Source organism: Heliomarina sp. (assembly GCF_052826185.1).
Map to the genome: position 1 here is coordinate 280,143 of NZ_JBRBUI010000017.1, position 21,634 is coordinate 301,776.

Consider the following 21,634-nt stretch of genomic DNA (forward strand, 5'->3'; position numbering starts at 1 on the left):
TGAGAACAGGACAGGCAGGAATTTATGGCAGGTGCAGACCCCTACTTCTTTGGCTACGGCAGTCTCGTGAACTGTGCGACCCATGACTACCCCCATCCCGCCCCGGCACGTCTGAAAGGCTGGCGGCGCGCATGGGGGCAAACGGAGCTGCGCAAGGTGGCTTTTCTTACGGCGGTGCCCGACCCGGACTGCGAGATCGAGGGGCTGATCGCGCGCGTGCCCGGTAGCGACTGGCAGGCGCTGGACGAGCGCGAATGGGCTTATGACCGGGTCGACGCCAGCGAGACCGTCACCCATGAGGCCAAGGATGTCGCCGAAATCTCGGTCTACGCGGTGCCGGATGAACGCCAGTCGAAATCAGCCGACCGGTTTCCGATCTGGCTCAGCTATATCGACGTGGTGGTACAGGGTTATCTCAGGGTTTTCGGGCCTGATGGCGCCGACCGGTTCTTTGAAACCACCTCGGGCTGGGATACGCCGATCTATGATGACCGAGCAGAACCGCGTTACCCACGTCACCAGCAGCTAAGCGAGGAAGAGCGTGAGTTCGTTGATTCCCGGCTGAAACGGATCGGGGTGAACTGGGCGCAGGAGCCTGACTAGCTCCGCGCCAGTACGGCGATCTGCTCATAGATCATAGCATCCGCGACCCGGAACGCTTGCGGCGCGCCAAGCATGGCAGAACGCAACAGCACCTTGTTGGTGTTGATCGCCTGCGCAATGCGGGCGAAATGTGCGTCACCGTCATCGGGCGATCTGAGCAGTTTGGTTTCGGCATCGTCCAGCGCCGAGAGGAATTCCCGTTTCGCCTGCGCAACCGACTCCTTGCGGATCGCGCGATAGGTCTGACCCTGCTGGCGAATCTCCGGTTTCGAGTTGTCCACTTTGCGGTCGATGGTTTCGTTCAAACGGGTTTCGACGTCTCGCAGCGCCTGTGCCGCGTCTGCATAGGCCGAGTTGCGCTCAAGATCACGGGCCACATTGCCATAAGTTTTGCTGTAGCAGTCATAGCGATAGGCCCATCCAAGCTTATGGCAGGTCGCGACACCTTCGGTCAGGTTGCGCACGGCCTGAGATGTGGTTGACCGTGAAAAACCCTTGTTGGCGCCGAAGGTCTGGCCGCCGGCACCCCATGCAAGAACTTGCAAGGGCGTCGAGACAACAAGCGCAAGAACAAGAGAAAACAACAACCGCATTTGACGTCTCAGTTTCCGTAGCAACAAGGTTTAGAGGGCCACTCTATCACCCAGCTCGGTCAGAACAATGAACTAGGTCACACAGATGACCGGGCCAAGGCATAAACATGATATGCCTTGTTCCCTAATGACTTGGCCCGAATCTGGGCTAGATTGTCCATCAAATGAAACAGCTATACCGGTTCGTCCGGACGAGAGGGCAAGATGGAAGGTTTCCTTGATACGGTCGGCGCGATGACATTGATCATCCTCGCGATCATCGGATTGGTGGCAGGCTGGATCGCCGGACGGCTGGCCGGGCGCAACACCGGCGCCTATATGGCGCTTGGCGTGGCGGGCGCAGTTTTGTTGCCATTCATTCTGGCAGCACTGGGCGTTACGATCCTTGCAACCGGCGGGCTGCTCGCCATCATCGCGGTGGCGGTGCTGGGCGCGATCATCCTGCTGGTGCTCGGCAAGATGATCTTTCGCTGACCCGGCCTAGCGCTTGCGCCGTTTGACATTGCCGCCGTGCTGGCCGGGCCGGCCGGCGGTGGAACGGCCCTTGCTCTTTACGGCAGCCTCGCTGGCCTGTTCCACGGCGGATTGCCGGGCCAGAGGGTCGTCATGCACGGCGAGGTCGACAGCTTCAAGCCGCTTGACCTCGTCCCGCAGCCGCGCGGCTTCTTCGAATTCGAGATTTTCGGCCGCCTTGCGCATGTCCGTGCGAAGACCGTCGAGAACCGCCTGAAGATTGCCGCCCGCGAGCTTGGTGTCGATCTTGGTGGTGACGCGGTTCATGTCCACATCGCCCTGATAGAGACCGGCCATGATGTCATCGACATTCTTGCGCACGGTTTCCGGCGTGATCCCGTGTTCCTCGTTATAGGCGATCTGCTTGGCGCGGCGGCGATCGGTTTCAGACAGCGCCCGTTCCATCGAACCGGTAATGCGGTCGGCATACATGATCACACGTCCGTCGGCATTCCGCGCCGCCCGGCCGATGGTCTGTATCAGCGAGGTTTCCGAGCGCAGGAAACCTTCCTTGTCGGCGTCGAGAATGGCAACCAGCCCGCATTCCGGGATATCGAGCCCCTCGCGCAAAAGGTTGATCCCGATCAGCACATCGAAGGCACCCAAGCGCAGGTCACGCAGAATTTCTATCCGCTCAAGGGTGTCGATATCCGAATGCATGTAGCGGACCTTTATGCCCTGCTCATGCAGGTACTCGGTTAAATCCTCGGCCATGCGCTTGGTCAGCGTGGTCACCAGCGTGCGATAACCCCGTTCCGTCACCTTGCGGATTTCGTCCAGCAGATCGTCAACCTGCGTTTCCACGGGCCGGATTTCGACCTGTGGATCCAAAAGACCGGTCGGGCGGATCACCTGTTCCGTGAATACACCACCGGTCTGCTCGATCTCCCATTTCGACGGTGTTGCCGAAACAAAGACCGACTGCGGCCGCATCGCGTCCCATTCTTCGAACTTGAGCGGACGGTTATCCATGCACGAGGGCAGGCGGAACCCGTGTTCGGCCAGCGTGAACTTGCGGCGGTAGTCGCCCCGGTACATACCGCCGATCTGCGGCACCGAGACGTGGGATTCATCGGCAAAGACGATCGCGTTGTCGGGAATGAATTCGAACAGGGTCGGGGGCGGCTCGCCCGGTGCGCGGCCCGTCAGATAGCGCGAATAGTTCTCGATACCGTTGCAGACGCCCGTCGCCTCAAGCATCTCCATATCGAAATTGGTGCGCTGTTCCAGCCGTTGCGCCTCGAGCAGTTTGCCTTCGCCGACAAGCTGATCCAGCCGCTGGCGCAGCTCCTTCTTGATCTCGACAATCGCCTGCTGAAGCGTCGGCTTGGGCGTTACGTAGTGCGAATTCGCGTAAACCCGGATCTGGTCGAAGTTACCGGTCTTCTCCCCGGTCAGGGGATCGAATTCGGTAATCGCCTCAAGCTCTTCGCCAAAGAAGGACAGCTTCCAGGCGCGGTCTTCGAGGTGGGCGGGAAAGATTTCAAGACTGTCGCCGCGCACCCTGAACGACCCGCGCTGGAACGCCTGATCGTTGCGCTTGTACTGCTGGGTCACCAGATCGGCCATCACCTGCCTCTGGTCGTAATTTGACCCGACCTTGAGATCCTGTGTCATCGCGCCGTAGGTCTCGACCGAGCCAATACCATAGATACACGAAACCGAGGCGACGATGATCACATCGTCCCGCTCCAGAAGCGCCCGCGTGGCCGAGTGGCGCATCCGGTCGATCTGGTCGTTAATCTGGCTTTCCTTCTCGATATAGGTGTCGCTGCGCGGCACATAGGCCTCGGGCTGGTAGTAGTCGTAGAAGGACACGAAATACTCGACCGAGTTCTCGGGAAAGAAGCCTTTGAACTCCCCGTAAAGCTGCGCGGCAAGCGTTTTGTTCGGGGCAAGGATGATCGCCGGGCGCTGGGTTTCCTCGATGATCTTGGCCATCGTATAGGTCTTGCCGGTGCCCGTGGCCCCCAGAAGAACCTGATCCTTTTCGCCGGATTTGATCCCCTGCGACAGCTCCGCAATCGCGGTCGGCTGGTCGCCCGCCGGTGCGAATTCGCTGTGCATGACGATCTTCTTGCCGCCTTCAAGCTTTTCACGCCGCCGCACGTCGGCCTGCGGTGTGTTCATCAACGGCATGGATTTGTCGGAATTTGCAAAGGGCATCGAGGCAGCTCGCTCTGAGGGGCAGAGTTCCAGATTTGTTCTCTTTTATCCGGGTTTCAACCCCGGATCATGGCATGTCTCAGCTTTTCTTGCTGCTCGCCCTGACCTCGCAGGCCTGCCGGTACAGCGCCTCGAGCCCGACATCCCTGATGCCCAGCTCGTCGAGATGCTCCATCAGCGATTCGAGATACTCGAAGTTGGGCCCGAGATTGCCCTCGGCAGTGGCAATCCGTTTTGCGGCTTCCTGCAGCCCGAGCGAGGGACAGTAGCGTTCGTTGTCGCGATCCATGACGAAGGTCAGTGCCTCGATGTCGCCCTGCGGCGTGGTTACGTCGAGGAACACCGGACGATAAGAGCCCGAGAACATCTCGCGCATCCACATCAGCTCGGTTTCCTGATCGACCAGCCGGGCTGGAATACGAAAGGCAAGCGCGTCGCAGCGTCCCCCTTCGTCCAGCGCCGCCATCAGGCCGGGGCAGTCATAGGTGCCGCGTCCGCTTGTCAGGTTCATGCAGAACCGGCGCGACCACCCGATCAGCGTCGCCCGTCGGATTTCATCGAAATAGACCGCCGGGTTCCAGATCAGCGAGCCATAGGCAAACACCCATAGATCCTGGTCCAGCCTGTCTTTGAGCACCTCGCGCCGGTTCGCCTCGCGGTCCTCGTGGCTCATCCGCCAGCCCGGTGGCCAGGCTTCGATCCGCGCCTGTTCGTCCAGCTCTGCAAAGCGGTCATAGCTGAATCGCATCGGCGAGGTTTCTGGTGGCAAGATCCGGTCCCGAAGTGATGGGACATGCTGAAAGGCGTTGGCCCCGAAGGACATATAGCTGCTCCTGTCGTCTTGACGTCCGCATAATGTGGGACAGTCGCGGCGCGGCTTCAATGGCCGTTTCAGCATCGGCAGGGGCAGGGCGATTAAATCTTTCCCCGGCCAGCGCCCTCCGCCACGCATTTACGCAGATGCCCGCGTCATGGCGCCGCCCGGGCCGAGCAAGAGCTTGCCCCGGCGCGTGAAATCCACGATAAAGCCAGCGATCAGACGGAGTCATGCAATGCGCGCACGCATCTACAAACCTGCCCGAAACGCGATGCAGTCGGGAACCGCCAGAACCCGCAACTGGGTGCTTGAATTCGCGCCCGACAGCGCCCGTTCGGTCGACCCCCTGATGGGCTGGACGTCCTCCGGCGACACGCAGAGTCAGGTCAAGCTGCGCTTTGACACCAAGGAAGCGGCGCTCGACTATGCCGAGGATCATGGCCTCGAGGTACAGGTGATCGAGCCGAAGACCCGCAAACCCAATATCCGCAAGGGCGGTTACGGCGAAAATTTCGCGACCAACCGCCGTGGTGCCTGGACCCACTAGGCGATCCGGCCGAATTCAGATGCGCTTGGCTCTTGAACCCGGGGCCAAACCGCGCAAGAACAGGCCCAGCGGTCCCGTAGCTCAACTGGATAGAGCACCTGACTTCTAATCAGGATGTTGGGGGTTCGAGTCCTCCCGGGATCGCCAGTTTTCAGACACAACCAGCCTGTCAAAGGTCCAGCACGATGACGCCGTTCGGCGCGGCGGCGCGGGACTTGCAGGTCACGATTTCATGCGCGCGCTGGGCTTTTGACAGGACGAAATCGCGATGCTCGACCTCACCCTCGAGCAGCCCGCATTTGCAGACCCCGCAGATCCCGTCCGAGCATTTGACGTCGAGCTTCACACCGGCGTCCTGAAGCGCGTCGGACAGGCTCTGCTGGGCGGCAACCGCGATTTCGCGTCCCGAACGCGCCAGCCGCGCGGTAAAGTCGTGGTCCACGTACTCCGGCTCTTCGGGGACCGAGAAATATTCCAGATGCCGGGCAGAGTCGGGGAACCCCAGTTGCGTCGCGGCCTCCATCACGCTGTCCATGTAGCGCAAGGGTCCGCAGGCATATACGTGCAGTCCCGTCTGGTAGGGTCCGAGGATCGTCGCAAGGTCCGCGCGGTTGCCCTCATCCGAGAAATAGGTGCTGACCCGGGCAGACCAGGGGACCTCTCGCAGATCGCTAAGGAAACCGGCATCGGCCTTTCGGCTGGCCGAGTAATGCAGTTCAAAGTCGCGGCCCAGAGCGTGCAACCGGTGGGCAAAGGCGATCATCGGCGTGACCCCGATACCACCGCCCATCAGGAAAGTCTTTTCCGCCTCTTCGACAAGGTCGAAGTGATTGATCGGTTTCGAAATAAAAACCCGGCGCCCTTCGCTGAAGATCCGGTGCAGCATCCGCGAACCGCCGCGCCCCTTGTCTTCGCGCAGCACGCCGATCTGGTAGCTGCCGGTATTCGCCGGATCGCCTGACATGGAATACTGGCGCAGGTATTCCGGGGTGACCACCACGTCGAGATGCGCGCCCGCCGTCCAGTCAGGCAGCGGGCTGCCGTCCCATGCCGTGAATTCGTATTTCGTCACGCCCGCCGACATCTGCTCGACGCGCGATACCCGCGCCATGATCACGGGCGCGTCGGGGAAATCCTGCCGTTCATGGGCCAGACCATCCGTCTCGCCGCGTGCCAACCGGTCGCGGTATTCCGATGCAGAAATCATCTCGCGATAGGCCTTGATGCCGGCCTCGCGGTCCATCGGAAAGGGATAGGGCCATGGCCAGGGCGCAAGGTTTGCCGGGTAGACGGCGAGCGTCTGATCCTTGTATTTCAGGTCGAGATCGCGTTGTAGATCGCGCCGGTTCACTGGCTGTTCCGGCGCGCGATAGCCGCCGTCGGGTTTCAGCTCGAGATCCCACCACCATTTCTTCGCGTCGTTCAGCCCGCCGTTCCCCACCATGTCGTCCAGCCGTGCCAGCGCTGGGGCGGCAGCGGGAACGTTGGAGGCCACCCAGCGAAAAGGTTTTTCGGCGAACAGCCCTTCGAGGTTCCACGGGCAGGTTTTCATACAGCGACCGCACATGGCGCCGTTCTCGGTGGTGACCCGGTAAGTGGTGCATTTCTGGCTGTCGGATTTCCAGATCTCGTAGCCGTTGAACATGCGCTTGGGCCCGGCGGTGATCGCGCCCGCGGGACATTCACGCGCGCATTTGTTGCAGCTCTCGCAGAAGTTCTGCAGGCCGAAATCGATGGGCTTGTCATGGGCAAGCGGCATGTCGGTGGTGACCACGCCGGATTTCAGGCGCGGCCCGAGCAGCGGGTTAAGGATCACCTCACCGATGCGGCTGACCTCGCCCAGCCCCGACAAGAGCAGAAGCGGCGGTTGCAGCACTTCGCCATCCAGCACGCTATGCGCCTTGGCGGAATAGCCGAGGTTGCGGATCTGCTTGGCGATGACCCCGCCCAGCAGGGAAAACCGCAGGTAGGCCCGCATCGATTGGGATACGGCAATCCAGTCGTCGCCGCTCGCGCCTTCCATCGTCTCGTAGCCCTGATCGATGATCATTGAGATCGCCTGATCGTGCGGCGGGACGATCTCGGCGCCGGTCGCGTCGTGGCTGTACCATGTCCAGTCCGGGCAACGGGAAATGCCGACCGCATCGACGCCAAGGAAATACGAGGCCGCCTTGACGTTGGCGGCATTGCGCTCGGCCTCTGTAGGGCGCGGCGCATTCGCAGCAGGGTCACCGTCCTGAAGCAGGACAAACGCGCCAAGCACCCGCCGCTGCGCAAAGGAATGGGCGCTCTTACGGGCGTACCAGCCGCCAGCTGCCTGGGATTGGACCTTTTTGCCAAGATCGCCGAACTGGGACCGTGCGAACATGTCCGTCCGCTTGGGCACGCGGGCAACCCGCGCCTCGTCGATGAAGGTTGTCGGTTCCTCGACACGTTTCAGTTTCTCAAACGGCAGGGCGCCGTCGGCATAGTTGCGCCGCGCATAAGGGTCGCGGTTCATCGCGCTTTTGACGGTGCCCTTGCCAAGCCACCACGCGGGCCCGTTGGTGCGGAACCAAGGTTGGTCGCGCAGGGCCGCCAGCGGCCTGTCCGGGGCGATCTCCATATCGGTGGTGATCGCGGCAAGACCAAAACCTGCCCCGATCCATGGGGCGATCAATGCGCCGCCTTCATTCGTGGCGAGCCCCGCCGCCACGGCCAGTCGGTTGAGGTCGACATCGGAGGATGTTGCGGTATGGGCGCGCGCCTGAAAGCCCAGTAATTGCAGGTAGTTGCTCAGGATCACGGCGGTCTCTGCCGCGCGCAGGGCCGCCCGGTGATCCTGCGCGTCCGTGATCCACTCCGCGCCCGGTTCATCCGCTCTTGGCGCACGGTGGTGCTCTACCAGCACGACGATCGCATGGCTGTGTTCTTCGATCGAACAGGGGGGCCGCTCGATGGAATCCTTCAGGCCCGCCATGATCTCATCAATGCCCGAGGCCAGCGTCTTGGTCTGCTTGTTGCGGATGTCATCGGCCAGCCGGTCGATATCGGGGTTTCGGCGTGGTTCCGCCAGCAAAGCGGCCCGGGGCAACCGACAGACCCCCATCATCGACGCGTCCTGAAAATAGCCAAAGGCCTTCATGTGCCGCGCCCGTTCTTCCGGGTCGGTCGGCGCCGCGGACAGCGCCGGGTTCACCAGCCCGTCGCGGATCACGTCGAGCATGGCCTGATATTCGCCCATCGCGTTGACGAGGGAATGCGGCGTTTCGAGATTTCGGAAATCCAGCGGGGCATCTGGTTCTACTCTGCTCAGATCCGGCAGAGCGTCGATCCGCGACAGGCGTTCCAACGGGTAGGGACCAAGGTGCATCTCCCGGTTCTTCGTTGAAAACAGTCGAATGCCCATGCGCTACCTTTCCTACGTTTGGCTGCCCAAGGCTAAGGGCAGGGCTAGGTTGCCACCAACTGATCGTTGCTGAATTGCTGGGCGGCGGCAACCTGTATCCGCTTGCACGTAAAGTCCGCATGGTTGGAACGCCGGACAGCATGGTGCGGAATGGCCATGTCAGGCGGCGGGCGAGTAAATGCCTGACCGCGTCGCCAATGGCCCTGCCGCCGATCCTGCGCCAACAGATGGTTTCGGAGGGCATCGGGCTTCCCTTGTCAATCCGAAAGCTTCGTTGTCCCGCCCGCCCTCTCAAATGGTGAGAGGGTAGCTCTCTGTTTAAGGGTATCCTTTCCGGAATTGAGCGTTCCTAGCTTTGGGGTTCAACACAATCTCAAAGGAGAACACCATGTCCCGTATCCCTACGCCCGCCACCATCAACGACGCCCCCGAAGCCTCGAGACCGCTGCTGGAGCAGGTTTCCAAGCAACTGGGCAGCGTGCCCAACATGTTCCGGCTCGAAGCGCAAAGCGCTGCCGCGCTTGAAGGGCACCTTGGCCTGTCCGGCGCGCTTGCCAAGGGCAGGGTGCCTGCCGCAACGCGGGAACGCATCGCGCTGGCTATCGCCGAATACAATGGCTGCGGATATTGTCTTTCCGCCCATAGTTACATTGCGGCAAATCTTGCCAAGCTTTCCCCGGAAGAAATCGCCGCCAATCGCAGCGGTCGCTCGACCGATGCAAAAGCCGATGCCGCCGTCGTTTTCGCGCTGAAAGTCGCGCAGCTGCGTGGGCGCGTGACCGACGCCGATCTCGCCGCTGTACGTGAGGCTGGCTATGACGAGGCGCAGATCGTCGAGATCGTTCAGCATGTCGCGCTGAACGTCTACACGAACTACCTGAATGAGGTCGCTCAGACAGAAATCGATTTCCCCGTCGCGACAGGTGTCGCGGCCTGATCGAGCCAATCGCGGCGGCGGCCCGGGGCTGCCGTCGCCTCTTCTCAAGGAGATCGATATGATCCGACCGCCGCTTCCCCCATTCACCGCTGACACCGCCGCGCTCAAGGTCCGCAAGGCCGAGGATGCGTGGAATTCTCGCGATCCGCGCGCCGTCTCGCTGGCCTACACGCCCGACAGCCGCTGGCGTAACCGCGACAGCTTTCTCACCGGGCGCGAGGCCATCGTCGCCTTTCTCACCGCGAAATGGGAACGCGAGCAAGAATACCGGCTCGTCAAGGAGTTATGGGCCTTTTCAGGGGACCGCATCGCTGTCCGTTTTGCCTATGAATGGCATGATACGGCGGGGCAGTGGTTCCGGTCGCACGGCAATGAGAACTGGCGGTTCGACAACGACGGGCTGATGGCCGCGCGTCACGCCAGCATCAATGACCAGCCGATCAGCGAGAACGACCGTCTGTTCCACTGGCCGCCGGGCAGGCGTCCGGACGACCACCCGTCATTGAGTGAGATGGGACTGTAAGGTTCTGTTATTCGGATGCGTCTGACCAACGCGTTCCGAGATAGTCGATCCGCTGTCGAGGTCAGGCGCGATACCTGAACGTGTTCGCGGCGGAATCGCTGGCCCGTCTTGATCAAAGAACTGTCGCCCGGCGCCTCATGGGACTGTCAGCGCCGGGCAGGGGATCAGGCAGAAAGGGGGCGGCCTGCCTGATCGACTCCCATGAGTTTCATGTCCTGAAACCGGTCGCCGATGCGGGGATGCGGGCGACCGCCGCTCGACGCCCCAAGCGCCACGACGATTTCGTCATGGGCTGGCGCATCGGGGATCGAGAATTCCAGCGTCACGAAATGCGTCCGGGCGCCTTTGTTTTCCAGCGATTTATGGGTCATCGGGAGGGTGATGGCCGTGCCTGCCCCGGCGCGCTTGTTGGTAAAGGGGAGGAAGGAATCCGCCTCGGCGGCGATGCGGTAGGCATTGCCGAAATGCAGCGTGTGGATCAGACCGGCGGCGTGTTCCACCTCGCCCGAGGTGCCGGTGACGGCGGCCTTGCCGAAGGCCTCGATCCGGTCGGGTCCGCCCATCAGCGCGATCAGGCGCGGCACCAGCGCATCGGCAAGCGCGACCGCATGTGCCATGATCTGCGGCTGAAGATCCTCGACATATTCGTTGCCCCACGGATTGCGGATGATCGCGGCGCAGGCGGCCATGCGGATCGGGGTCTCGACCTCGCGGCCGCCTTCGATCAGCGTGTCTTCGGTATAGTCGACGATCTTGCGGATATGGACGTCACTCATATTTCGTCGCCCTGCTCGGCCAGCACTCGGTTGGCGATGCGGTGACATTCGACGCCCACGGGCACACCGCAATAGATGGTGATCTGGGTGATCATCGCCTTCATTTCATCAAGCGTCACGCCATTGCGCAGCGCGCCACGAAAGTGCAGCTCCCATTCGTGCATTCGGTTCAGCGCCGCGATCATCACGATGTTCAGCATGCTCCGCGTCTTGGATGGCAGGGTTTCATCGCCCCAGCCCGCACCCCAGCAGTATTCGGTGATGAAGCTTTGGAAATCCTTGGAGAACTCGGTCGCGTTGTTCAGCGACTTTTCCACGTATTCGGCCCCGAGCGTTGCCTTTCGCTGTGCCAGTCCCTTGTCGTAGAGCGCCTTGTCCATTGGCGTTCCTTTCTTCTTTCAGAGTGGTTTATTGAGGAACGCGGCAATGCGTTCCGCGATAAGGTCGGAGGCTTCGAGCAATACGCTGTGCTTGAGCCCAGGCAAGATCTCAAGCTCTGATCCGTCGATCAATTCGTGCATGGTCCGCGCCATGCGCGGGTTCGAGCCTTGATCGAATTCCCCGGTCATGATCAGCGCCGGATGTGTGATCCGGTGCAGGGTATCGACCAGTTCGGTCTGCCCGAACACACGGTATGCTTCGAGGTATGAGGGCACATGGGCGGCCTCCATCTCGGCGATGCGGCGGGTGATGAGATCGGGATTGTCGCGGGCGAATTTTTCGGTGAACCAGCGTTCGCGCGCGGCGCCGGTGATCGCTTTCATGCCGCCGTCGCGGATCATGCCGAGCCGGTCGGTCACCTTGGCGCGTTCCTCGGGCGTGCGGCCCGCGACTGCCGAAAGGATCACGATCCGCCGGAACCGGTCGGGCCAGCCCACGACCAGCCTTTGCGCGATCAGCCCGCCCAGGGAAAATCCGGCGAGATGCGCGCTCTCGACACCCTGTTCGTCCATCACCCGCAGAATGTCTTCGGCAAAGGTATCTATGGTGATAGGGTTGTCGATGCGGGCGGACTCTCCGTGGCCGCGCAGGTCGGACCGCAGGATGTCGAACTCACCCCTCAGCCTTTCGGCAACGCCGTCCCAGCTTGCTAGATTGGCCCCCACGCCATGAACAAGCACCAGCGGGTCGCCGGTGCCTTCGCGCGAGTAATGTATGAGGTCGTCGGTTGTCCGCACCCTTGTCTCCTTATCAGGGCAAAGGCCGGAGCCTCTCGGCTCCGGCCCGTCTGCCTTTTATTTCGCGCCTGCCATTTCGGGGCTCGCGGCATTTTCCTGCTTGCGGAAGTGTGGGATCACCTTGTCGCAGAACAGCTCCAGCGAGCGGCGCGCGTTCTGGTGCGGCACGAAGAAAGACGCGCCGTAGATGAACTGATCGACACCCGCCGCCTTGTAGCGCTCGAGCTTTTCGATCACCTGATCCGGGCTGCCCAGCATCATGTTTTCCAACAGGTTCTCACGGTCGTACTCGTCGCGGTTGGCAACCGTTTCAAAATCCACCGCCTCGGGATAGCCGTCCTTGACCTCGCCGATGCCCTTGAAGAGGTTCTCGAAGGCGCGACCATAGTTGATGACGGATTCATAGGCGGTATCCTCACCGGCCTTGTCCTCGAACAGGCAGGTGCTGCGCAGGGTCGCGTGCTGCAACTGGCCCTTGGGCAGATCCTTGGTCACAGCGTTGAACTTGTGTTGCAGATCCACGACCTCGGCAAAGGGTTTGCGCAGCGCCGTAGACATGATGTTGCAGCCATTGTCGGCGGCGAACTGGAACGTGTTTTCATCCCGCGCGGCGATCCACATGGGCACTGATTTCTGAAGCGGTTTCGGCACGCTTGTGGTGGCCGGGAAATTCCACAGCTCGCCCTCATGCGCATATTCCCCGGCCCAGAGGGCCTTTACCACGGGGATGATCTCGCGCAGATGCTTGCCGCCTTCCTGCTGCGGCATGCCGCCCGCCATCCGGTCGAATTCATACTGATAAGCGCCACGGCCAAGCCCAAGCTCAAGGCGGCCGTCCGTCAGGATGTCGCAAAGCGCGGCCTCACCGGCCAGCCGGATCGGGTTCCAGTACGGCGCGGCGACAACGGCCGTGCCGAGGCGGATGTTCTTGGTATGCGCGCCCCAGTGGCTGAGCAACTGGAACGGGTTGGGCGAAACGGTCAGCTCGATCGTGTGGTGTTCGGCGGTCCAGACGATGTCGAACCCACCCTGATCGGCGATCTTCACCAGTTCCAGCGCTTCGTCCGCGATCTGGCGCATATCCGTCGTCGGGTCGAGTCGACCCATGTTCACTGCGATGGAAAACCTCATCACCTGCTCCTGTCCTGAAATTCTGTACCTGTCCGACTGATCACTTCTGGACCCGCATCACGAAAGGATCGTGGGTCTTGCCGGAGTAGTCGATCACCACGGTCTTGATCCGGGTGAATTCGTTGATCGCGGCAAAGCCGTTGTGCTTGCCATAGCCCGAGTCCTTGTAGCCGCCCGAAGGGGCCATGACCGAGGGGCTGCGATAGGTGTTGACCCAGACCATCCCGGCATTGATCCGGCCCATGAAGCGCATCGCGCGCTCCATGTCATTGGTCCAGAGACCGGCGGCCAGCCCATAGCGGGTGTCATTGGCCTTGGCGATCATGTCCTCGTCGTCGCTGTAGCGCATCACGCCCAGCACGGGACCAAAGATTTCGTTGCGTGCGATGTCCATCTCGTTGGTGACATTGCCGAAAATCGTCGGCTGCACGTACCAGCCATCGCCCATGCCGGGCACCCTGTCACCGCCCGCCAGCAACTCTGCGCCGCCGGTCTTGGCGCCTTCGACAAAGCGGCCGACCTTTTCGACCTGCGACCAGAGCGCAAGCGGTCCAAGCTGGGTCGCGTCATCGTCGGGCGCGCCGATCCGGATTTCGGCGGTGCGGGCGACGAGACGGTCGATCACCTCGTCATAGATGCTGTCATGTACAAGGCAGCGTGAGCCTGCGACGCAGGTCTGGCCCCCGGCGGCGAATATGCCCGAAATCACCCCGGTCACGGCGCGATCCAGATCGGCATCGGCGCAGATGATATTGGGCGATTTTCCCCCAAGCTCGAGGATCGAGGGCGTCAGGTTGGCCGCCGCGCTTCCGGCGATGATGCGGCCCGTCTCCGGCCCGCCGGTAAAGTCGATCTTGTCGACGTCTGGATGACGCACCAGCGCGTCGCCGACGCTTTGGCCGTGCCCGGTGACCACGTTGAAGACACCGGCGGGAAAACCCGCTTCGGCCACCAGCTCGGCAAAGGCCAGAAGCGAGGCCGAGGCGTGTTCCGACGGCTTGACCACCATCGCATTGCCTGCCGCGATGGCCGGGGAAAAGGCGCGGTTCAGCAGCAACAGAGGCGAGTTCCACGGCACGATGGCGGCAATCACCCCGATCGGTTCGCGCAGGGTGAAATTGAGCATGTCGGGCTTGTTGACCGGGATCGTGGTGCCCTCGATCTTGTCGGCCATGCCCGCGAAATAGCGCATCCCCGTCGCAACAGCCTGCGTGAGCGCCGTCATTTCCTTGAGCAGCTTGCCGTTGTCGCGGGTTTCGAGCCGCGACAGGCGATCGGTGTCGCGCTGGACCAATTCCGAAAGCTTGTACAGCAGCGCTCCCCGGTCGCTTTGGGACATGTTGCGCCATGCCGGGTTTTCCATCGCGCGGCGGGAGGAACGCACGGCACGGTCGACCTCTTCGCTGGTGGCGTCCGCGATTTCCGACCATTGCTGGCCGGTCGCCGGATCGTAGCTGGCAAACGGCTTGCCCTCGGAGGCGACAAATTCGTTGTCGATAAAGATCGGAAGGCAGGTGTTTTCCAGCGCCTCGGGGGTGAACTGCGTCATTACACGATTTCCTTGTCCTGAATATTGCGGGCATAGGGGGCAGGGCGCAGCGCAAGCGGCTGCACGGTGCCGCGGGGGCCGGGGGAATCGACGTAGATCCCGAAGCGTTGCTGCCGGTGTTCATCGACATAGCGGCGCAGCATGGCGCGATGAGCCGAGATCGGGACGTCCTCCATCGGTAGCTCATCCATCGGAAACAGGCGGCACTGGCTTGGAAGCTCTTCGCCTGCCTCGAGTGAGCCGTGGAAAAAGGCGAGCGTATCGGCATCGCCCGGCACCGCGTCGCTGTCGCCATCGAAGATCGCAAACAGGAAACCCCAGTCGACGCTGGCCCCTCCGGCGGCGAAGAACCCGTCAAGGTCGGCCCGTGCGCTGCGCAGGCCCGGTTTCGCGCCGGAAAGCGGCAGGTGCCAGTTTCCCTTGCCGTCGGACCGCAGCAGGATCTCTTCATCACGGGTGAGGATCGCACCCAGCCGGACCGAGCCGCGCACCTGCGGCGTGTCGAGGTCAATCGGCGCGAGATAGCGGCCCTCGGCGAAGATCAGCGGGTGGCGTTCGTGGCTGTCGAACCGTTCGATCCGGCCCATCAGGATCACGTGATCGCCGGCGTCGATACATTCATGCACGCTACAGTCGAAGCGCGCGGCGCAGCCTTCGATCAGCGGCGCGCCGTCCGGCGCGGCCTGCCAGTCGATCCCGGCAAAGCGGTCCTTGAGACCCCGGGTCGCGAAACGGGTCGAGATATCGGTCTGATCGGACGACAGGATATTCACCCCGAACCGGTCGGCGGAGGTGAATGTCTCGTAATTCGATGACGTTTTGCCAAGGCATACCAGCAGGATCGCCGGGTCGAGCGAGACGGATGTGAAGGAATTGGCCGTGAAACCGACCGCGCGGCCCGATTTATCATAGGTGGTCACAACCGTGACCCCGGTGGCAAAACTGCCAAAGGCGGCGCGCAGGGCCTTTGGGTCGAAAGGGACGGCGTCGATGGGGCTCACGGGGGACCTTCGGTCTGATTGCACATTGGACATGGATCGACCTTAGGGGCGGTCGCCTTGGCCGGTCCTCCCGTGAAAGCTGCGAGGCCGCAGGAAATGTTTCCTACTTTTGATAGGAAATTCTGAACTTGTGGATGCGCAGGGCCAGTTCCAGCTCGAAACATTCGTCCGGATCGTTCAGGTCGATGCCTGATTTCTCGGCGATGCGGCCCAACCGATAGCGCAGGGTAGAGACATGGATGCCCAGAACATCTGCCGTTTCCTGCGGCCTCCGCCCGGTGGCAAGATAGGCCTCAAGCGTTTCCAGCACCGTGTCGCCCTTGTCGGACCCGGTTTCGGCCACACGGGCTATGGTGTCGTTCAGGAACTGGTCCGCGACCCGGTGGCTGACCGAGGCCATGAGCGACGGAAACGATCCCACCGTGCGCCGGGTGACCCAGTCGCGTGCCCCCATCGCCTCGGCCACCTGCAGGTTCCAGCGGCAGGCTTCGCGGGCAGGGGCGACGTCTTGCAGGCGGTCGATCCGGTCGGACATGACAGCCACGGTTTCCGGCATGATCGGGCGGATACGTTGCAGGAACCGGTCGCGTAGCTTGCCATCCCGGATCGCGTCGTCATCCAGCACCAGCAGATAGACCTCGCGCCCGTCTTTGTAGGACAGCACCTGCCCGAAAAGCGTTTGCGCACTGCGCTGCACGAAACTGTGCGAATCCTCTTCTACAGAAGCCTCGCCGAGGCTGCGCAGGCCGATCAGGTACATCGGACGGTCGAGGTCAAAGCCAAGAAGGCGGGCTTCTTCGCGCAGCTCTCCCAGATCCCGAAGGTCACCCTGGCAGAGCTGTCCGATCAACCGACGCGAGGCATGTTCGCGGGTCTTGAAGGCCATGTAGTTACGCAGGATCAGTGACGACAGCGCCAGCCGCCCGGCATCGGCGGCGACCTGTTCGCTTGCGGCGAGTGTTTCCACGTTCAGCAGGAACAGCGCGCCGACGCGGGTGCCGTCGATCACCAGCGGGCGCATCAGGGCCGAGAGGGTTTCGTCCTCGACCAGCAGGCGCACGGTCTGATCGCCCCGCGCAGCGTCGGCCCTCATCGCCGTGCGCACTACGGATTCGGGCAGGCGGTCGCACATCTTTTGCAGCAGGGGCGATGCCCCGGCACGATCAAACAGCATCTGCCCGGTGGTCAGATCGATGGCGAACCAGCCGGTCGTGAACAGTCGCGACAAACCGCCGTAAAGATCGCTGGCATGGTCCGGGTCGAGCGTGGTGGTCAGAGCCGAGGTGAGGCTCACGGTGATCTCGCGCAGCCGCTCCGCCTCGGCCGTTTCCTGCCGCAGGATCTGCATCCGGCGCACCGCGATATCGGCGAGATCGGCGAGACATTGCAGAAAGCTCAGCTCGGTTTCCGAGACTTCCACCACCTCGTCCGCCAGCACGCAGAACACGATGGGGCGCCCCTGTTCGTCGGGAAACCGGAGGGGCACGAGGACAACGGTGCGATAGCCGCGCAGCCGGGCGTCTTTCTGGAAGGCCGGGTATTTATCCTGCTCTGACGCATCCGGCATGATCATCGGCCGCCCCTTGGAGACGATTTCGATAATTGGGCTGCCCATCAGGTCCCATTCGAATCCCGCGCCTTGGCGCTTGAAGGTCAAAAGCGGATCGTAGCGTGCCGCCGAGACCGACATCTGCCGCGCCTCGTCCATCACCAGAACGCTGCTGATCGACCAGTCGGAATGGCGGCAGACGGCCTCGGTCAGGCGGGTCAGCAGGTCATTGAGGTCGATGCCTTCGTTGATCAGTTTCGAGATTTCCGAGATCTGGCGGAACCGGTCGAGCCCCTGCTTGATCTCGCTGTCGGACTGTAGGCTCTCTGTCATCCTGTCATTCCCCGGCAACGGGTGTTGGCAGCTTCTTCGCCATGTCATCCGCCCTCGCGACCCAGCCGAAGTTCTTGTCGAACGCCGCCAGTGTGGCAGTCGCGGCCTGAGGATCGCTGCTGGCGACAAGGTCTTGCAGGATCACCGTGGGATAGCCGTGATGGACCGCGTGACGGGCGGTGTCCTCGACGCACATCTCGGTGATCAGGCCGGTGATGCACAAGGAATGAACACCGGCCTTCTGTAAACGTGCGTGCAGGTCGGTTTCGTGAAAACCGCTGTAATAGGTCTTGTCGATCACGATCTCGCCCGCCGCCGGGGCGAGGTTTTCGACGATGGCAAACCCTTCGCGTTCCACCCCGTCGGCAAAACGGCGGAGATGACCGGGTTCGCAGGCCCGCACCGGGGGCGCCATCGTGGAGATCCAGCCGAATTTTTCGGCCAGGTGATCATAGCGCCGGTTCCCCATGTAACGCAGGAAAACAACGGGCCTGCGTGCGGCGCGAAAGGCGGTGATCAACAGGCCCAGACCGGGCAGGATATCGAGCGCACCGGCGACCTCCATCGGGGCGCCGGGATGGACGAAGTCGTTCTGCATATCCACCACGATCAAGGCGGGATCAGGCAGCGGGGGCAGGGGGTTTGGGGGTGTTGTCATCTGTTCTCGCTACCGGCGCATCCTGCCCCGATCATGGTGCAAAAAGCCGGAGAATACCAACCGGCTTTCCTTCGAAACATAGGAAGACAGAAAAGACGCACCTCGCATTAATCAAATGCAGTATCCGCGATGAACTGAACTGACAGGGGTTAATGCAGCGTGACCAACAGGATCGAAATCAGGGGTCTGTACAAGATCTTCGGCAGCCATCCGCAAGAGGCACTCAAGCTGGTCCGCGAGGGCAAAAGCAAGGCCGAGATACTGGAGGAAGCCGGTGCGGTTCTTGGGGTAAACAACGTATCGCTGAGCATCCCCAAGGGGTCGATCTCGGTGATCATGGGCCTGTCCGGGTCCGGCAAATCCACGCTGGCGCGTTGCGTCAATCGTATCCTCGAACCCGATGCGGGCCACGTCCTGCTGGATGGCGAGGATATCACCAAATGCGACCAGAGCACGCTGCGCGAAATCCGTCGTCGGCGCATGTCGATGGTGTTTCAGAACTTTGGCCTGCTGCCCAACCAGACGGTGATCGACAACGTGTCCTTTGGCTTAAAGCTGCGCAAGGTGCCGCAGGCCGAGCGTTACAGAAAAGCGGGAGAGATGCTCGAAACCGTCGGGCTGTCGCCTTGGGCGTCGCACCTGCCGGGAGAGCTTTCGGGCGGGATGCGCCAGCGGGTCGGGCTGGCCCGGGCGCTGGCGACCGAGGCGGATGTGCTGATCATGGACGAGGCGTTCAGCGCGCTCGATCCGCTGATCCGCACTGACATGCAGGACGAATTGCTGCGGCTTCAGCATTCGCTGCACAAGACGGTGCTTTTCATCACCCATGATTTTCAGGAAGCGCTACGGCTAGGAAGCAAGATCGCGATCATGGCCGATGGCGCGGTGATCCGTGACGGTACCCCGCAGGAGATCGTGCTTGATCCGCAGCATGAATATGTCGCCGCCTTTACCCGCAATGTCGACCGGGCGCGGCTCTTCGATGCAAGCTCGGTGATGACGGCGGAGCCTGTCGATCATCCGGGCGGGGCGGGTTTCGTCATCGATGGCGACGGGCGGGTGACCGGCTGGCGCGGGGCCGAAAGCGATCCGCCCTCGCCGGATTTCATCAGCGTCAGCCCGGACACAGTGCTACTGGACATCGCGGCCAAGGCGGCCGGTCGCAAAGGCCCGGTGGCCGTCGTCGACGATAGCGGTCGTTTCCAGGGAAAAATCACGGAATCCGCGTTGCTTGCGGGGATCGCCGGTACGTCGGAACCCCAGAATAAAGGCCGCGCTCATGCTTGATGCCGATACAGTTTATATCCCGCTGGACCGGTGGATTCAGACTGCCATCGAATGGATCGCCCTGCATTTCCGTCCGGCCTTTCGCACCGTGCGCTGGCCGATTGACGAGCTTTTAAACCTGATCGAAGGCGGCTTGCAGGCAACGCCGCCGCTACTGTTCATCCTGATCTTTGCGCTGCTCTCTCTGTGGCTGGCGGGACGACGTACCGGGATTTTCACTGTCGTCGCTCTCTTCGTGATCCTGCTGCTTGGCATTTGGGAACCGACGATGACGACGCTGGCACTGATTGCGACGGCCATCGTGATCTGCGTGATCATCGGTATTCCCATCGGGATCCTTTGTGCCCGCAGCGATAAGGCATGGCGCATCGTGCGCCCGATCCTTGACGTGATGCAGACCACGCCCAGCTTTGTCTATCTGATCCCGGTGGTGATGCTGTTCGGCGTTGGCACCGTGCCGGGCGCTGTGGCGGTGATCGTGGTTGCCGTGCCGCCGCTGATCCGGTTCACCAATATCGGCATCCGCGGCGTCGACCGTGAGCTGATCGAGGCCGGGATCGCCTTTGGCGCGACGGACCGGCAGTTGCTGTGGGAGATCCAGTTGCCGCAGGCGCTGCCGACCATCCTTGGCGGTCTTAACCAGACGGTTCTGATGGCGATGGTGATGTCGGTGATCGTTGCGATGATCGGGGCCGAAGGTCTGGGGCTTGTGGTGCTTCAAGGGCTTGGCCGGCTTGACGTGGGCCGCGCCGCGATCGGGGGCATCGGCATCGTGCTGATGGCGATCATCCTCGACCGGCTGACACAGGCCGTGGCCGAGCGTGACCCCAAGAAAGCCTCGCCCTTTGCCCGCCTTGCCGGGGCCGGGCGTATGATCATGGGTGGCAGGTCCCGGGGTGCGAAAACCGCGACAGCCACGCCTGCCGACAGCAAGAACTAACGGTAAACCAAATGCCCTGCCGCATCGGTGGCAGGGAAGAAAAGCGGTCGCGTCCCTCCATGGCCGCATCGAACCAACAGAAGGAGAACCATGAAATGAAACGGAAATTCCTCTTATCCCTTGGCGCGGCCTGCATGGCTGCTGCCCCTGTCCTTGCCCAGTCCCTGCCGGGCGAAGGCACCACGGTACGCTTTTCGCGCAGTGACAGCCTTGGCGCGCAATACATTCAGGACGCGATCCTGATGCAGGCGCTGACCGATCTTGGCTATGACGTGGAACTGACCACCGTCGGCACGGCGGCCTTTCTTCAGGCGGCGATGCAGGGCGATCTTGATGTCTCGGGCGACGTGAACATGCCGCAGCGCCAGCTGCAATATGTCACCGTTGAGGACGATGTCGCGCTGCTGGGAGAAGGCACCATCGAGGGTGGTGGCATCAACGGCTACATGATCGACAAGGCGACCGCCGAGGAATACGGCATTACCGATGTCGGCCAGTTGAAAGATCCCGAAATCGCGGCGCTGTTCGACTCGGACGGCGATGGCAAGGCGAACCTCATGAACTGCGACCCGGGCTGGAGCTGCGGTGACGTGGTGGACTACCAGCTTGAGGATTTCGGCCTGATGGACACGGTCCAGTCGGTGCGCGCGAAGTATGAACCGTTGCTGGCCGAAACCTTCAGCCGCTATCGTCAGGGCGAGCCGATCCTGTTCTACACGTGGAGCCCGTCCTTCGTGACGCAGGTTCTGGTGCCGGGCGAGGACGTGGTCTGGCTGCCGATCCCGCATGACTCTGCGCCCGAGAGCGTGAGCGTGCCGAACGGCCATGTGGTCGAAGGCGTGGTTGGCTGTGCCGGGGACGCGCCCTCCTGCCGCATGGCGACCGGCTCATGGAACTGGGAGATCGCCGCGAACCGTGACTTCCTTGCCGAAAACCCGGTTGTCGAAACGCTTGTTTCCACCGTTCAGTGGCCGCTTCAGACGTGGTCGAACTGGGAAGGTGAGATGAAGGAAGACAATTCCGACCGTGCCATCGAGCGCATCGCCGCCACCTGGATCGAAGAGAACCGCGAGACCTATGAAGGTTGGCTTGAGACGGCAAAGGCTGCCGCGGGCGAGTAAGCCATTCATAGAATGACGGACCGG

General features: G+C 62.0%; 20 protein-coding genes and 1 tRNA gene. 9 read left to right on the forward strand and 12 right to left on the reverse strand.

What is annotated here, in order from left to right:
* Positions 1-24 precede the first annotated feature (24 nt).
* Positions 25-603, forward strand: a complete 579-nt coding sequence (locus ACU0FH_RS06660; protein ID WP_446193906.1) for a gamma-glutamylcyclotransferase family protein — start codon at positions 25-27, stop codon at positions 601-603.
* On the opposite strand, the gene ACU0FH_RS06665 is transcribed toward ACU0FH_RS06660, so the two are convergent.
* Positions 600-1,196 carry a hypothetical protein gene (locus tag ACU0FH_RS06665; protein ID WP_446193907.1) on the reverse strand — a complete coding sequence of 199 codons (597 nt, stop codon included), beginning with the start codon at positions 1,194-1,196 and terminating at the stop codon, positions 600-602. The genes ACU0FH_RS06660 and ACU0FH_RS06665 overlap by 4 nt on opposite strands.
* 204 nt (positions 1,197-1,400) lie before the next feature.
* Between ACU0FH_RS06665 and ACU0FH_RS06670 the strand changes: the two genes are divergently transcribed.
* Positions 1,401-1,670 (forward strand): GlsB/YeaQ/YmgE family stress response membrane protein, encoded by a 270-nt coding sequence (locus ACU0FH_RS06670; protein WP_238370856.1) that lies wholly within the window; start codon positions 1,401-1,403, stop codon positions 1,668-1,670.
* Between the two features lie 6 nt (positions 1,671-1,676).
* Here the strand turns inward: ACU0FH_RS06670 and uvrB are convergent, their stop codons facing one another.
* Positions 1,677-3,875: an excinuclease ABC subunit UvrB gene (gene uvrB / locus ACU0FH_RS06675; protein WP_446193908.1), complete on the reverse strand. Its 2,199-nt coding sequence runs from the start codon at positions 3,873-3,875 to the stop codon at positions 1,677-1,679.
* 79 nt (positions 3,876-3,954) lie between these two features.
* Positions 3,955-4,698 (reverse strand): gamma-glutamylcyclotransferase, encoded by a 744-nt coding sequence (locus ACU0FH_RS06680; RefSeq protein WP_446193909.1) that lies wholly within the window; start codon positions 4,696-4,698, stop codon positions 3,955-3,957.
* 229 nt (positions 4,699-4,927) lie between these two features.
* Here ACU0FH_RS06680 and ACU0FH_RS06685 point away from each other — a divergent pair, with 229 nt between their 5' ends.
* Positions 4,928-5,239: an ETC complex I subunit gene (locus ACU0FH_RS06685; protein WP_446193910.1), complete on the forward strand. Its 312-nt coding sequence runs from the start codon at positions 4,928-4,930 to the stop codon at positions 5,237-5,239.
* A gap of 70 nt (positions 5,240-5,309) precedes the next feature.
* Positions 5,310-5,386 (forward strand) — tRNA-Arg (locus ACU0FH_RS06690).
* 22 nt (positions 5,387-5,408) lie between these two features.
* Here the strand turns inward: ACU0FH_RS06690 and ACU0FH_RS06695 are convergent.
* A complete protein-coding gene (locus ACU0FH_RS06695; RefSeq protein ID WP_446193911.1) occupies positions 5,409-8,627 on the reverse strand; it encodes a reductive dehalogenase in 3,219 nt (1,072 codons plus the stop codon).
* A gap of 388 nt (positions 8,628-9,015) precedes the next feature.
* On the opposite strand from ACU0FH_RS06695, the gene ACU0FH_RS06700 reads away from it, so the two are divergent.
* Positions 9,016-9,564, forward strand: coding sequence for a carboxymuconolactone decarboxylase family protein (locus ACU0FH_RS06700; protein WP_446193912.1), 549 nt, complete (start codon positions 9,016-9,018; stop codon positions 9,562-9,564).
* Between the two features lie 58 nt (positions 9,565-9,622).
* Positions 9,623-10,087 carry a nuclear transport factor 2 family protein gene (locus ACU0FH_RS06705; RefSeq protein WP_446193913.1) on the forward strand — a complete coding sequence of 155 codons (465 nt, stop codon included), beginning with the start codon at positions 9,623-9,625 and terminating at the stop codon, positions 10,085-10,087.
* A 164-nt stretch (positions 10,088-10,251) separates the two neighbouring features.
* On the opposite strand, the gene ACU0FH_RS06710 is transcribed toward ACU0FH_RS06705, so the two are convergent.
* The 8 genes from ACU0FH_RS06710 to ACU0FH_RS06745 all read right to left on the reverse strand — a co-directional run bounded on the left by ACU0FH_RS06710 (position 10,252) and on the right by ACU0FH_RS06745 (position 18,262).
* A complete protein-coding gene (locus tag ACU0FH_RS06710) occupies positions 10,252-10,863 on the reverse strand; it encodes an amino acid synthesis family protein (protein WP_446193914.1) in 612 nt (203 codons plus the stop codon).
* Positions 10,860-11,243, reverse strand: a complete 384-nt coding sequence (locus ACU0FH_RS06715; RefSeq protein WP_446193915.1) for a carboxymuconolactone decarboxylase family protein — start codon at positions 11,241-11,243, stop codon at positions 10,860-10,862. Before ACU0FH_RS06715 ends, ACU0FH_RS06710 begins: the two co-directional genes overlap by 4 nt.
* Before the next feature lie 18 nt (positions 11,244-11,261).
* Positions 11,262-12,041 (reverse strand): alpha/beta fold hydrolase, encoded by a 780-nt coding sequence (locus ACU0FH_RS06720; RefSeq protein WP_446193916.1) that lies wholly within the window; start codon positions 12,039-12,041, stop codon positions 11,262-11,264.
* A 57-nt stretch (positions 12,042-12,098) separates the two neighbouring features.
* Entirely contained in the window at positions 12,099-13,172 is a 1,074-nt protein-coding gene (locus ACU0FH_RS06725; protein ID WP_446193917.1) for an LLM class flavin-dependent oxidoreductase, read from the reverse strand.
* A 40-nt stretch (positions 13,173-13,212) separates the two neighbouring features.
* Positions 13,213-14,721, reverse strand: coding sequence for an aldehyde dehydrogenase (locus ACU0FH_RS06730; RefSeq protein WP_446193918.1), 1,509 nt, complete (start codon positions 14,719-14,721; stop codon positions 13,213-13,215).
* Positions 14,721-15,722 carry a flavin reductase family protein gene (locus tag ACU0FH_RS06735; RefSeq protein WP_446193919.1) on the reverse strand — a complete coding sequence of 334 codons (1,002 nt, stop codon included), beginning with the start codon at positions 15,720-15,722 and terminating at the stop codon, positions 14,721-14,723. Before ACU0FH_RS06735 ends, ACU0FH_RS06730 begins: the two co-directional genes overlap by 1 nt.
* Positions 15,723-15,825: 103 nt before the next feature.
* Complete coding sequence (locus tag ACU0FH_RS06740) at positions 15,826-17,604, reverse strand: helix-turn-helix domain-containing protein (protein WP_446193920.1); 1,779 nt, start codon at positions 17,602-17,604, stop codon at positions 15,826-15,828.
* A 4-nt stretch (positions 17,605-17,608) separates the two neighbouring features.
* Entirely contained in the window at positions 17,609-18,262 is a 654-nt protein-coding gene (locus ACU0FH_RS06745; RefSeq protein ID WP_446193921.1) for a cysteine hydrolase family protein, read from the reverse strand.
* Between the two features lie 159 nt (positions 18,263-18,421).
* Between ACU0FH_RS06745 and ACU0FH_RS06750 the strand changes: the two genes are divergently transcribed.
* From ACU0FH_RS06750 to proX, 3 genes are all read left to right on the forward strand, one after another.
* Complete coding sequence (locus tag ACU0FH_RS06750; protein ID WP_446193922.1) at positions 18,422-19,549, forward strand: quaternary amine ABC transporter ATP-binding protein; 1,128 nt, start codon at positions 18,422-18,424, stop codon at positions 19,547-19,549.
* On the forward strand, positions 19,542-20,489 hold the full coding sequence (locus ACU0FH_RS06755) for an ABC transporter permease (protein ID WP_446193923.1): 948 nt from the start codon (positions 19,542-19,544) through the stop codon (positions 20,487-20,489). The genes ACU0FH_RS06750 and ACU0FH_RS06755 overlap by 8 nt, the downstream gene beginning before the upstream one ends.
* A 95-nt stretch (positions 20,490-20,584) precedes the next feature.
* Entirely contained in the window at positions 20,585-21,610 is a 1,026-nt protein-coding gene (proX, locus tag ACU0FH_RS06760; RefSeq protein WP_446193924.1) for a glycine betaine/L-proline ABC transporter substrate-binding protein ProX, read from the forward strand.
* Positions 21,611-21,634 lie beyond the last annotated feature (24 nt).